The following is a 12,673-nucleotide window of genomic DNA, read 5'->3' on the forward strand; positions in this document are numbered from 1 at the left end:
GAATGCTCATGGAGCTCGCGCTAATCATCGCTTTTATCGTTGCTGCAGTGGTAATGGTAAAGAAAGAGATGGCAGAGAGATAACTGTATACATTTAGTTCATTTCACTTTTATTTTACTTTTTATGAACTTAATAGAGAAAAGTCAGCTTATGCTGGCTTTTTTATCGCCTGTACAAAACCGCTCAATGTAAACTTAAACATTTTGGTCACAGATACTAAGCAAGTTCTTGTGTTAATGATTCAATAAACGCATTATCAACTTTATGTATTTCTTGCCCGAAGCTACAGGATTGTTTCATTGAATAGCCCAATCACATTAGAAGCACTGCACATCCTAGACGCCATAGACAGACGTGGCAGTTTTGCGTCTGCAGCGAATGAATTGGATAGAGCGCCGTCTTCTCTTACGTATCAAATTCAAAAGCTAGAACAAGAATTGGATCTGAACATCTTTGACCGTTCAGGCCACAAAGCCGTTTTTACAGAAGCCGGAAAACTTCTACTTGAAAGAGGTAGAGAATTACTGAATGCTGCTCAGGAAATGGTTTCTGACGCAAATATCCTTGCTCATGGGTGGGAGCTTGACCTAACAATAGCCCATGACGGTATCATTCCCATAAGCTGTTTCTTTCCGCTCGTTGAACATTTAGGTGCCATTTCAAAAACACGGGTAAAACTGCAGGAAGAAATACTGGCCGGTGGTTGGGAATCACTGATCTCCGACCGTTCTGACTTGCTTATCTGCCCGAAACCAGAAACTGTTCCTCAAGATATGAAAGTAGAAACCATTGGTAAGATGTCGATGACCTGGGTTGCCGCCAAAGATCACTACATACACAAGCGTAAGGGCGATTTCGACCTCGAAGCGAAGAAACGATACAGAGCCATCGTTATTGCAGATACCGCAAGAGACACGCCCACGTTGAGCCGAAATATCTTAGACGACCAACCTCGATTAACGGTAACAAGCTTCCATTCTAAAATAGAAGCACTCGTCGCTGGGCTTGGCATTGGTACCATTCCGACTCATGTTGCTGACAAACTAATAGAGCAGGGCGTACTGGCCAAAATCGTGGATTCAGAATACGCCGACATAGATATCGTATTAGCATGGCGACGCAATAAAATGGGTAAGAGTAAGTCCTGGTGCATCCAATACATGAAAGAACATTGGAAGCTAGACTATTCGTTCAAAGGAAGCCTCATATCCGCGACCCCATCTTCAAATTGAACATCCAGCTCAAAACCTAATTTCTGTGCCAACATCAGCATTCCACGATTTGTTGGCATTGTCATTCCAGACAGCTGCTTGGTGCCACGCTGACGGCAGTAATCAATGACTTTTTCCATCAAGACTCGGCCCAAACCAAGCCCCTTTAGGTCAGAGCGGATCAATACAGCAAACTCTGCATCAATATTTTCTGAATCAGCCAATGCGCGTGCTACGCCTATAATGATTTCCTGGCCATCCTTTTGTTGAGTTGCGACAAAAGCCATCTCACGGTCGTAATCAATTTGCGTTAAGTTGGCTAACGCTTCATGGTTAAATTCACCTACATCACTGAAAAATCGCTTATACAAATCTTCTTTGGATACACTCGAGATAAAGTCTGCATGCAATGGCTCGTCTTCTGGCAAAATAGGACGCAGTAATATGTCACTGCCGTCTTTCGCGACGACGTGTTGTTCAAATTCGACAGGGTAAGGCCTAATGGCCAATCTTTGGTGAGCATGCCCATCATAACGTTGCAATGTTAAGTCTGCGTCGATGATGGTAAATTCGTTTCCGTTCGCCAGTACTGGATGTATATCCAGTTCTGCTATTTCAGGGCAATCAATCACCAGCTGGGAGATCCTAACTAAAAAGTCACTGAGCCCCTCAATGTCCATCGGGTTGGGCAATTGCTGTGGTCGTAACTTGCCTCCCTTGATCGCTCGTATAATCAGGTAGCGAGCAAGCGTGGTATTCAACGGCGGGATAGCGACGGTAGCATCAAGTGCCTCGTTCCACTCAGAGCCACCTTGCCCAAGCATAATAACCGGGCCAAAGACAGCATCATTGTGCACTTTTACGCGGATCTCCTGCCCACCAGCTCGGCTCGCCATACCTTGCACTAACAAGCCATGGATGCGTGCAGATGGGTAGGTTAGAGAAACCTGATCGAGAATTCCTTGCGCCGCATTAGCAACTTCAACGCTGTTTCTCAAATTGAGCATGACGCCATGTACATCTGATTTGTGTGCAATGTCTGGAGATCTCACTTTGACAGCAACAGGGTAGCCAATGCCCTCTGCGATGTGGACCGCCTCGCTAACCTCACTGGCTATCCATGTCGGTAATACCGTAAAACCATAGTGCTTGAGCAATGGTGCGTTTTGGTGAGTGTCTAAAATGACGCGATCCTCAATCAACTGTTTATTTATCCAGTCTTTTGCTTCGCTGACTTCTTCAACCTGTATTTGCCCCACAGATACCGGCGTTTCCATCAGCTGTTTTTGGTTTCGTCTGTACTCAACTAAGTGCATGAAAGCCACAACGGCACTTTCAGGCGTTCGATAAGTAGGAATTCCCGCGTGAGTGAACAGGCTTCGGGCCTCCCGAGTCGTGTGTTCCCCAGACCAATTGGTCAAAATATTGAAATGACGATGACGCGGGTGATTTTTAATGCAATCAATAATGGCTTGCGCAGTTTGCGTAGAATGAGCAATGGCAGATGGGCTGTGCATGATAAGAAGTGCGTCACAATCATCGCTGTTCAATATGGTATTAATTGAATCGACATAACGCGCACTGCTGGCATCGCCAATCATATCGATTGGGTTACTGCCAGACCAACTTTCAGGTAACTGCTTATCTAACTGTGCGATGACGCCTTCTGACAGCTCTGCGAGCTTTCCACCACGTTCAAGCAAAGTATCGACAGCCATGATTGCAGGGCCGCCGCCATTGGTAATGATGGCTAGTCGCTCGCCCCTAAGTGGCACGGAATGTGTCAACGTTTCTACGGCGGCGAACAATTCGTGTGTATTGTTAACTCGCAACATGCCCGAACGGCGTATCGCCGCATCATATATCACATCAAGGCTTGGTGTGGCTCGAGTGTGCAGTAGGGCAGCTTGTTGGCCTGCCAGCGTACGTCCACTTTTCAAAACTAATATTCTTCGGTTACGGCTTGCTGCTCTAGCAGCTGAAATAAACCTCCTTGCATCTTTTATTGCATCGACATACAACAAAATGGCATCGGTTTTACTGTCTGTACATAGGTAATCAAGTAACTCTGCAAAATCGATATCGGAGGCGTTACCCAAAGAAATGAACGCTGAAAAGCCGATGTCTTTATCATTGGCCCAATCCAAAATGGTGGTACAAACCGCCGCAGACTGAGAGATAAACGCGATCTTCCCACGTGACGCTGTCACAGGCGAGAACGATGCGTTGATATTTTGCCAAGGCAGCATGATGCCTAGGCTATTTGGACCCAAGATCCGAATGCCATGCCGTTTTGCAATCGCCAAGCACTCATGCTCGATAGTATTGCCAGATTCAGCGAGCCTGTGCATGTCTGATGAAAGAATGATCACCGCACCGATGCCTTTCTCAGCAAGCTGGTTAAAGATCTCGATATTACGACTGGCATGAGTACACAAAACCGCAAGGTCAGGGGTAATAGGCATCTGTTCGATCGACGCGTAGGCATATACACCACAGACCGATTTGTATTTTGGCGTTACAGGTAAAATTGCGCCTTGAAAACCACCTTGGAGGAGGTTCTTCATAACAATTTCACCGGAGCGATATGGTTGAGTAGATGCTCCGACGACGGCGATGGAATTAGGCTTTAGGAGCTTATTCAAACTGTTCATGATCTACCCTTACACTGAGATGTTAGTTACTCAGTCTAAAGCAATAGTAACGAACACTAATTGCCCATATTTTCGCTATGTGATCAATAACTCGTAATAATCACAAAATATTGTGGGATAAGTCACGAGATAGTCTAGAATTTACTGACTATGTACTTGATTCTGGAACGATCAATGGGCATGATTTGACAGAAATTCATTTAAGCGTCGTGTGACTTATGAAAAAAATTACCATTATAGGGCTATCCGTTCTTTTAACAGCGTGTGCCTCTGATACGTATGAAAAAGGTGTGACTAGCGAGTCTTACAAAGAAGACTACAAGGTAGACACTATCGCGCAGCCGATCACGGCTAAAAGCGAGACTATGATTAAAGAAGAGTCGGTGATGGCCTCTGAGTCAGCAGCTACAGCGAAAGCTGCGCCTGTTGTACAGGAACAAAAGCCGGTTCAACTTGCTCCTCAAACTGCGAAGAAAAAAATTAAAATTGTACCGCCGACTCACAAGCAAATGAAAATGAGCCCGCGTTACGGCTATACAATCCAAGTTATCGCATTAGATCGCGAAAGCAAACTGAACGGTTTTGCAGATAAACTCCCTGACGGGCAGCCGATCTGGGGCAACTACAAGCAAGTTAAAGGCACTAATTGGTATACAATTCTTTATGGAGACTACGCATCAAGAGCCGAAGCTAAAGCCGCGATTGCTACGTTGCCAAAAGAATTCCAAAAACTAAAACCTTTTGCTAAAAGCATCGACGATATTAAGAACTCTGATTATCCATCAATGAATAAGTTGAAGTAACAGAGTTTAAGCGAAAAGAGAAAGGGGCGTTTGCCCCTTTTTTATGTCTGTTTGATGGGTATGTAATCAGTCGCGTTCAAATTAGAATTGTTTGACATGATTTTTACTGAATCTCAATGTTGAAACCTATAAACTGGTTTCAATCATGTTTTTTCATGGAAAGAACCTCGCAATGAATCAAAAAAACATCTTGCTGCTGTGTGGTGGTGGCTCTAGCGAACACGAAGTATCGCTGATTTCTGCAAATTATTTGCAGCAACAACTGTCTCTCACTTCTCACTTCAACGTTATTCGTGTTGAAATGAGCAAGACAGACTGGCGCTTAGAAAACGGTGAAAAAACGGAACTTGATATCGCCCATTCGGCCCTAAAAGGCGACAAGCACAATTTTCCGATCGATTATATCGTGCCGTGCATCCATGGTTACCCAGGAGAGACAGGGGACGTTCAATCTCTTTTCGAACTGGCAAAAATCCCATATCTAGGCTGCGGACCAGAAGCAAGCACCAATAGCTTCAACAAAATCACTTCCAAACTTTGGTATGACGCACTTAACATCCCAAATACTCCATACCTGTTCCTATCAGAAAACAACGAAGAGGCGCATAAGCAAGCGCATTCTGCATTCGATAAATGGGGCAAAGTATTCGTTAAGGCCGCTTGCCAAGGCTCATCTGTTGGTTGCTACAGTGTCACTTCAAAGCAAGAGTTGGATGATGCGGTTACCAATGCATTTAGCTATTCAGACCAAGTACTTATTGAACAGTCCGTTAAGCCTCGTGAATTAGAAGTTGCTGGGTTTGAGTACAACGGTGAGCTCAATATTAGTAAGCCCGGTGAAGTCATAGCCCCTGAGGGCATGTTCTATAGCTACGAAGAAAAATACAGTTCTGATAGCCACTCATTAACCGAGATTGAAGCCAAAGATCTGACTGATGAGCAACTCGGCCAAATCAAAGAGTTCGCTTATAAAGTTTTCAAACAAATGAACCTGAAAGATTTGTCACGAATCGATTTCTTTTTGACGGAAGACGGGCATATTTACCTGAACGAAGTGAATACGTTCCCAGGAATGACTCCAATCTCTATGTTCCCTAAAATGGTATCTAATCATGGTATTGTGTTTAGCGACTTTCTTAAAGAAGCCATAGATTCAGCGTTAAGTTAATCCCACGGTTTAATTAACGTAAACTTCATAATTTCTTGTTCTGCTTTACGTTTCCGCCCTAGATACTGGGCGGGCATAGCAGGGCTCAGCCACCTCCCAAAATCCTTAATATCTTGAATATTGTATCCTTGGGATGCTAACTCACGTGCCGCACCGACGCGAGTTGATTGACCCGAAAACTTAAGGTCGTTAGGTAAGCCAAGTAAATCACTTGCTCTTCGAAAGACTCGGTATATTGAAGAGTCATCCAGCGCCCCGTGATATAGATTTCCATGCTTATCCACACGACAAAACACATTTCCGGGAGCCACCGTGTTGAGCTCCAGCCATTTACATAAAACTCCATTGGCCCTATCACTCAGTACGTATTGCTGATCACCTATTAATAACTGTATACCGGATTGGGTGTGAACTATGTCATTGTTCGTCAGGTGTTTCAGCTCGGAGCGCTTCATTGCGCACTCAAACATGAGCGAGTAGATCGCCAAGTCTCGTATGTCTTTCGTGTCTAATGAGTTTCCTAGTATCGTAAACAAAGAATCTAGATGACCACAGGTAAATGCGTTTGCACTACGGCCATCACCAGATTTATCGACACGCAATTGTGAAAGCGTTAACTTAATTTTTCGATGATTGGTCGGCTCAGGAATAGAATGCAAACGATGAATTGCACCTATTGTGAGTGCATAGCGCCTAATCGACGAGTACTTTCGTTGCTTGGCTTCACTTTCCAGAAAAATCCGAACAGCTGACACAGATGCTGGTAGGCAATGTACTTGTTTTAACGCGCAAAATTCCACAAAGCGGTTCCAATCGTTCACCATCGACTTAAGTGAGTTACTAGAATATAACCCGTGGGTAAGGGTGTTCAAATCATTGAAACTAATCGGCCGAGAGAATATTTGACAACTTTTATAAAGTTTTTGTTTATCTGTGATCAGAGGGATGTTTTTCTTCATAGTTGGCGCACTATAACCAGATAAATTGAACAAATTCTACTTGATAAACACAAATTTACAATTATTATTAGTAGAAACAATAAACTAAGAGTTGCATGCTAATGGCTAATACAATGCATCGTGGTTATACAATACAGTCATCTAACGCTAATCCAGATATTTGGCAAGTTCGTATTAAGAACAGAGTGTTAGCTGGCAATCTTGCTGCCGTTAAAAAGAGCGTTGATTGGTGGTGTGATACTGCGTCCCTCATTGACCCTAAAGAGTTTTCGTCTCTTGCTGCTAATCGTCCAGCTTCTGGTGGTAGTTCAGAAGAAAACTACAACGGTTATAGCTTAAAAAATGATACCGGAGCTGCGAATGCTTGGTATTGCTTCTTTAATGGACGATTAATTAAGGGCGGCAAGGCGGCTATTCAAAAACATATTGATGCTCACTTGGCGGCGGCCGCTAGAAAAGGCTAAAATACCTGAGTGACTAACAAGTAGAAAAGAAGTTTATGAGCCTCGTATATTCGACTGATGTCGGCAGAATTAAGCAAGAAGAACCAAAACAAGAACGTCCAAAAGGCGATGGTGTTGTCCGTGTCCAACGACAAACTAAAGGCCGAAAAGGCAAGGGGGTTTGTATTATCTCCGGGTTAGACTTAGATGATGCACCTCTGAAACTACTGGCAGCTGAACTTAAAAAGGTTTGTGGTTGTGGTGGTTCAGTCAAAGATGGAACCATTGAAATTCAAGGTGACGCTCGAGACAAAATCAAAGCGCACTTGGAAAAGAAAGGCCACACAGTGAAACTAGCCGGAGGCTAAATTCCTCGTTTCAAAGCCAAGCGTTCTGCTTGGCTTTTTTGTATCATTCCAAAACAGGTTTTCGTTACTGATCGTGTTGATAGTGAGAGTTATTGAGCAACAATGACGCAGTCAGACAAAAACATTTCATTAATATTTGATTTACATCTCGCGCAATTTTAAACTTCGACTTCAACACCTACATCATAATAAGAAGTAAAGTCATGAAATTGGAAACTGTCGATTACCTTGCTGCTGACGCCGCCGAGCAATTCGTAAAATCACTAAGAGAGACCGGATTCGGTGTTCTCAAAAATCATCCTGTGCCAAAGGAGCTCGTAGAGTCCATTTATTCAAATTGGCATGCGTTCTTCTTGACTGAGCGCAAAAACGAATTCAGATTCAACGCAGAAACCCAGGATGGATACTTTCCACCAAGTGTTTCTGAGATTGCGAAAGGACATTCCGTAAAAGACATTAAAGAATATTTCCATGTTTATCCTTGGGGCCAAATTCCTGAAGAGTTAAAAGAGCAGATCTTAGACTATTACCAAAGAGCCGACGCATTTGCACAAGAGCTCCTCGGTTGGGTAGAAACTCACGCACCAAAGGAAATTCAGGAAAAATTCTCTGTTTCGTTATCTGAAATGATCAGAGAAAGTGATAAAACACTCTTGCGTGTACTTCATTATCCACCGATGACTGGTGAAGAAGAGCCTGGCGCCATTCGAGCAGCCGCTCATGAAGATATTAACTTACTGACTGTCTTACCAGCCGCAAATGAACCAGGCCTGCAAGTGAAGAGTAAAGACGGTGAGTGGTTAGATGTGCCTTGTGATTTTGGCAACTTGATCATCAACATAGGCGATATGCTCCAGGAAGCGTCTGCTGGATATTTCCCAAGTACAACGCATCGCGTGATAAATCCAACCGGTGGACGACAAGATCAATCGAGAATTTCTCTTCCATTGTTTTTGCATCCAAAACCAGAAGTTGTGTTATCAGAAAAATACACAGCAGATAGCTATCTAATGGAACGCTTACGCGAACTCGGCGTGATCTAAGAATAGCTACAGACATCAGCTAATAGTCAGGACTTAATCTTTGATTAAAGTAATGATTATTAGCTATTTTATGGTAAATACCGGTTATAGTTAAATAGCCTACGTAAGTAGCTTGTTGGGTTATAGGGGGATAGTGATTGGGGATCCAATCGATTACTACAATACCTTATTTAACATAATATACATAATGCGCACTGAGGTTGTAAGAGCAATTTAGTAATCTCCGGTTTGACCTATTTTAAAATGTACTATTAAGCTTAACCATTGCGTTCCACTTTAGGGTCTAATATTGATGCTGCGAAGGTTTAAGCTTAATCAACGAGCATTATGACAATCAACAGTTACCCCGTAACTAAATCTAACGGCATTACTCGCTTAGTGTCTCTGGCCGTGCATTTGTTCTTGGGATCTTAGTTTTAGTTTCCTATCATTGAATATGTTATATTATCTTACGCAACAATAACTTAGAGAACTTAGTAAAACTATGACTTATAGAAAAATTTCTGCCATATTGATGGCTGTGTTCTTTTTAAGAGGAGTTATCGTCATAGCTAGCCATAACCAAGCTAATAACGCCTGCCAACGTATTGCTAGCCAGGCGGTAGATATTGACCGTTCAATGAGGATTCCTAACGGCCAAGTTCCGATTTATAAGGATTGGTTTGTCGCCCTAAGAGTTTGTCAAAAAGACGTAAACAGCCTAAACGTACCCCTCCTCTTTGACATCAAAAACTGGCGTTATGAAGATTTATTCCCTCTAATTTACAGTAAGGAAGTTGCCTTATCTCTAGGAGATGAGTCTTTTTATGTCAGAGACAGCTCTAAATATAGAGATCTGCCTAGCGTTGAAGGCGCAAAAATTACGACTTATTAGTATTGGCCGTCGTTATTCATACGTTAGCCACCTAACGATGCATAAACGCGCTCGCTAACATTCTCAAAGTTGTCGAAACGAGCCGAAAATCCCAGCGCTACAATTCATTACATACCCTTACAAAGTTCCCACATCACTTTGCTGATAATTCTGTGATTATAGGCTCATCCAATTCATTTTCGTTCACTATTAACGGTGTGCGTTTTTACATTGGGTACATTAATTTGTATCTTCAATGAAAAGTTCATCCCCTTAATTGAATTTTCATTGATCCACTGATACCTAAGTCCAGCGCCACATAAGTAGCTGGACTTCTTCTTTTCTTGCCCACTCAAATACGTACACTTGTCACCTTATCGGCTCCAACGATACCAAAACACATCGTCTCGTTACTATTTCAATACACGAAAAGTTACATCGTAACTCGTATTTAACTATATCCAATATAAAAAACCTCGTCGAAGACTTTACGTAATAAAATTACAGCTCATGAATAACCTGTGTATAAGTTTGAGTTCTGGTGTGAGATAGTAAGCATCCCCCACAGGATTATGCTAACTCGTACCGTAGAATAATGCTTCACGCTAATCCAACCATCAAAACAAACACTACTAAGTCTTTGTTTTAAAAGTAGAGAGATACAAATGCAGTTTATCTCACTAGATAGTAAGTGCTCACTTTAGTAATTAGCTCACCTTGTCACACATTAGCACTGTCACTTCTTTATTCTCTGGTACACACTGACCAATAGTTGATTTTATGGACGTCGTAGCTTTGGTTATTGCATTCTGGGTAACAAAAGGATGGGGGTTTATGTAGAGAGGTAGAAAGAGTTCAATTACAGTCCGTGTATGCGGTGTTTAGTTATAGTGCACTAAATGTAAAAAAGCACCCTATTGGGTGCTTCTAAAAATCAGTCTTCTTTACTTTCACTTTGTTCTTTGCGGATATCTTCAGCAACGACTTTGATGGCTTGGGCGGTACTCATGCCCTCTTCCATAAGTTTTTGAATTCGCTCTACTGCGAGTTGCTGTTCTTGGTGAGATAAGCTTATATCTTGAAACATGTCGGCCTCCATAATTGGAGGCCGAGAATAGCGAATATTTTAATAATTGGAAAGGAAATTAATGTATACGCCCATTGAATCTTTGTTCGTGTAACTTGCACCGATATCGAGTGTGATGATATTAAGTGGAGATAAGCCAATACCTGCGGTGATCGTGCCATCATCATCTGCACGTGCTAAGTTAGTATAGTAACCTGCCCTTAGCTGCATTTGTCTCATGATGTCACCCTCAATTCCCACGCGAAGCATTTGTTCATTATCATTAACACCGACAAACTTTTCTCTTTCTACTAGGTCATAGTCCACACTCAATGCAAAATAGTCCCCAACCAAGCCAGCTCCGATGGTGTAATTTGGCGTTAATTGGTATTTGTAGCTTGAAGTACCAATCGTGTTTGTCTCGATTTCGCGTGACATGATATTCATTGCAGAAAAACCGACACGATAAGGTCCGTAGAACCAAACCGCACCCGCATCCATATTGAAGGATGTTTCGCCAGACAAGGAATCGAAGATTGAGCTAAAGTTAAAGTCATCAAAAGACTTTTGATCTAAAAGTGTGTAGACACGTTGGATCTTTGGAGAAACACCAAATGACATGTGCTGACCAAACACTGTATAGTATTTGGCAAAAGTCATGCCTAATTCCGTTATCCCTGCTGATAAAATTTGTGTATTAGAATTTGCGAGATCTAGATCAGGTGTTCCACCAGTAGCGATATTCGCTGTTACGTATGACTCAGTGTATGCCTTTCCAAATACGTTCATTGATACAAATGAATTGGGTATTGCGAATGCGGCAACCGCACCTATATCAAAGCTAAGCTCACCTTTATCCAGCTTATCTAACACTTCTTGCGCTTTTACAGGATCTGACCCGACATCTGCTGCTTCACCTATGGTCTTTACCATATCACCTTGATCGGTATAGGTAAGGCCAATACCCGGTAAAATCATGCCAGCATTGTCGTTCCTACGATAAAGTGCAGCAAGAGCGGGATTGTAAAATGGCGCAGTAAGAAAGTCTGCTGATACAACACCAGTACCGCCCATTGCGTCACCTCGGCCATCAACTGAATAGTTTGCAGCAGACACTGACGTTGCTGTTAGTGCAATTACGATAGACGCTGATAATCCGATTTTATTCATAACATAACCGCCAATAGTTCCTTTTCACTGTTATCGGCAGTAATTATCGAACCTTTAGCGCTATTAATCTATAGATATGTCGTAAGTTTTGCTAATAACTTGCTGATCTTCTACGGAAATCGCACCTTGCCAACGTTTATGCGTAATAGAAACGGCTAAAACATAGCGATCAGGTTCAAGATCTCTTAATGGAATTTCGGTGGGATAATCACTTTCATACTCTTGGCTCCAGATCTTTTGATACTGACCATCTAAGTAATCAAACACAGATATATTCATAACGGGTAACGGACAATGCCTGTTAAGCAGGCCGGTTTTTTCTACTTTCCAAACCCCTTTTGCTTGCCAACGGAGAATCTCTTTTGATTGTGGCTCCGCCATCACGACCCAGGACTTCCATTCATCGCCTTCAACCGGTTTTATCGTGACTTGAAACAGCCCGCTGCTCAAACGCGAATTGAGGCTGTAGCTTTTTTGATAAACAAAATTACTTTTATCGTTGCTTGATAACCTTTCGAATTCTGTATCGGAAGACACTTTGCTTTGAGGCCAGCGAGTGAATCCAATTGAGTCAATTTCCTTACGAGACAACAAATCGACGACAACACTCGAGGATTGTCGGCCGGGAGATTGGATTACTTGCCTGCGAACAACAAGTTCGTCTACCCAATCGGGTAAAGGTTTTTTTTGTAACGACTGACCGCAATCTTTTTCTAGTGACTTGACGAAAAATTTGTCTAGGTGTTTTGCAACGTGCTCATCTGGCGACTGTTGCCAGACTTGAACGATGCCTTTAAAGGCACCGTCTAGATCATCTTGCAATAGTTTTTTATGGGCATTAGTTAAGGCAGTTTGCTGTTCAAACCATTGGATGTTGTCATCAGCAATGGCCGCCGAACTAAGAATAACAACTAACGCAATCAGACCTTTCACAA

Annotated in this window: 12 protein-coding genes; 7 read left to right on the forward strand and 5 right to left on the reverse strand. The window is 42.6% G+C overall.

Features of this window, described 5'->3' with window-relative positions:
• Positions 1-299: 299 nt before the first annotated feature.
• Positions 300-1,232, forward strand: coding sequence for a LysR family transcriptional regulator (locus QWZ04_RS10230; protein ID WP_290327600.1), 933 nt, complete (start codon positions 300-302; stop codon positions 1,230-1,232).
• Here QWZ04_RS10230 and QWZ04_RS10235 read toward each other — a convergent pair.
• On the reverse strand, positions 1,184-3,865 hold the full coding sequence (locus tag QWZ04_RS10235; protein WP_290327602.1) for a bifunctional acetate--CoA ligase family protein/GNAT family N-acetyltransferase: 2,682 nt from the start codon (positions 3,863-3,865) through the stop codon (positions 1,184-1,186). The two genes, QWZ04_RS10230 and QWZ04_RS10235, sit on opposite strands and share 49 nt — an antisense overlap.
• A gap of 218 nt (positions 3,866-4,083) precedes the next feature.
• Here QWZ04_RS10235 and QWZ04_RS10240 point away from each other — a divergent pair, with 218 nt between their 5' ends.
• Together QWZ04_RS10240 and QWZ04_RS10245 are read left to right on the forward strand one after the other, a co-directional pair.
• Positions 4,084-4,668, forward strand: coding sequence for an SPOR domain-containing protein (locus QWZ04_RS10240; protein ID WP_290327604.1), 585 nt, complete (start codon positions 4,084-4,086; stop codon positions 4,666-4,668).
• Positions 4,669-4,840: 172 nt separating this feature from the next.
• A complete protein-coding gene (locus QWZ04_RS10245; RefSeq protein WP_290327606.1) occupies positions 4,841-5,836 on the forward strand; it encodes a D-alanine--D-alanine ligase in 996 nt (331 codons plus the stop codon).
• Here the strand turns inward: QWZ04_RS10245 and QWZ04_RS10250 are convergent.
• Complete coding sequence (locus tag QWZ04_RS10250) at positions 5,833-6,636, reverse strand: tyrosine-type recombinase/integrase (protein WP_290327608.1); 804 nt, start codon at positions 6,634-6,636, stop codon at positions 5,833-5,835. The two genes, QWZ04_RS10245 and QWZ04_RS10250, sit on opposite strands and share 4 nt — an antisense overlap.
• Positions 6,637-6,896: 260 nt before the next feature.
• Here QWZ04_RS10250 and QWZ04_RS10255 point away from each other — a divergent pair, with 260 nt between their 5' ends.
• From QWZ04_RS10255 to QWZ04_RS10270, 4 genes are all read left to right on the forward strand, one after another.
• On the forward strand, positions 6,897-7,259 hold the full coding sequence (locus QWZ04_RS10255; RefSeq protein ID WP_290327610.1) for a DUF3319 domain-containing protein: 363 nt from the start codon (positions 6,897-6,899) through the stop codon (positions 7,257-7,259).
• Between the two features lie 35 nt (positions 7,260-7,294).
• Complete coding sequence (gene yciH / locus QWZ04_RS10260) at positions 7,295-7,606, forward strand: stress response translation initiation inhibitor YciH (RefSeq protein WP_290327612.1); 312 nt, start codon at positions 7,295-7,297, stop codon at positions 7,604-7,606.
• 203 nt (positions 7,607-7,809) lie between these two features.
• Positions 7,810-8,649, forward strand: coding sequence for an isopenicillin N synthase family dioxygenase (locus tag QWZ04_RS10265; RefSeq protein ID WP_290327614.1), 840 nt, complete (start codon positions 7,810-7,812; stop codon positions 8,647-8,649).
• 484 nt (positions 8,650-9,133) lie between these two features.
• A complete protein-coding gene (locus QWZ04_RS10270; RefSeq protein WP_290327616.1) occupies positions 9,134-9,523 on the forward strand; it encodes a hypothetical protein in 390 nt (129 codons plus the stop codon).
• Positions 9,524-10,436: 913 nt separating this feature from the next.
• On the opposite strand, the gene QWZ04_RS10275 is transcribed toward QWZ04_RS10270, so the two are convergent.
• From QWZ04_RS10275 to QWZ04_RS10285, 3 genes are all read right to left on the reverse strand, one after another.
• Entirely contained in the window at positions 10,437-10,589 is a 153-nt protein-coding gene (locus QWZ04_RS10275) for a YoaH family protein (protein ID WP_290327618.1), read from the reverse strand.
• Between the two features lie 39 nt (positions 10,590-10,628).
• The gene (locus tag QWZ04_RS10280) at positions 10,629-11,738 is read right to left on the reverse strand and encodes a conjugal transfer protein TraF (protein ID WP_290327620.1); all 1,110 of its coding nucleotides are present in this window, start codon (positions 11,736-11,738) and stop codon (positions 10,629-10,631) included.
• 63 nt (positions 11,739-11,801) lie between these two features.
• Positions 11,802-12,671 (reverse strand): DUF2861 family protein, encoded by an 870-nt coding sequence (locus QWZ04_RS10285; RefSeq protein WP_290327622.1) that lies wholly within the window; start codon positions 12,669-12,671, stop codon positions 11,802-11,804.
• Positions 12,672-12,673: the final 2 nt, after the last annotated feature.

It is taken from the genome of Vibrio tapetis subsp. quintayensis, assembly GCF_030409945.1.
Taxonomy (GTDB): Bacteria; Pseudomonadota; Gammaproteobacteria; order Enterobacterales; family Vibrionaceae; genus Vibrio; species Vibrio quintayensis.

What these genes read in the sequence shown, in the direction of transcription:
- QWZ04_RS10235 (WP_290327602.1), bottom strand. Translation starts at nt 3,865, where the DNA reads ATGAACAGTTTGAATAAGCTCCTAAAGCCTAATTCCATCGCCGTCGTC.
- QWZ04_RS10240 (WP_290327604.1), top strand. Translation starts at nt 4,084, where the DNA reads ATGAAAAAAATTACCATTATAGGGCTATCCGTTCTTTTAACAGCGTGT.
- QWZ04_RS10245 (WP_290327606.1), top strand. Translation starts at nt 4,841, where the DNA reads ATGAATCAAAAAAACATCTTGCTGCTGTGTGGTGGTGGCTCTAGCGAA.
- QWZ04_RS10255 (WP_290327610.1), top strand. Translation starts at nt 6,897, where the DNA reads ATGGCTAATACAATGCATCGTGGTTATACAATACAGTCATCTAACGCT.
- yciH (WP_290327612.1), top strand. Translation starts at nt 7,295, where the DNA reads ATGAGCCTCGTATATTCGACTGATGTCGGCAGAATTAAGCAAGAAGAA.
- QWZ04_RS10265 (WP_290327614.1), top strand. Translation starts at nt 7,810, where the DNA reads ATGAAATTGGAAACTGTCGATTACCTTGCTGCTGACGCCGCCGAGCAA.
- QWZ04_RS10270 (WP_290327616.1), top strand. Translation starts at nt 9,134, where the DNA reads ATGACTTATAGAAAAATTTCTGCCATATTGATGGCTGTGTTCTTTTTA.
- QWZ04_RS10275 (WP_290327618.1), bottom strand. Translation starts at nt 10,589, where the DNA reads ATGTTTCAAGATATAAGCTTATCTCACCAAGAACAGCAACTCGCAGTA.
- QWZ04_RS10280 (WP_290327620.1), bottom strand. Translation starts at nt 11,738, where the DNA reads ATGAATAAAATCGGATTATCAGCGTCTATCGTAATTGCACTAACAGCA.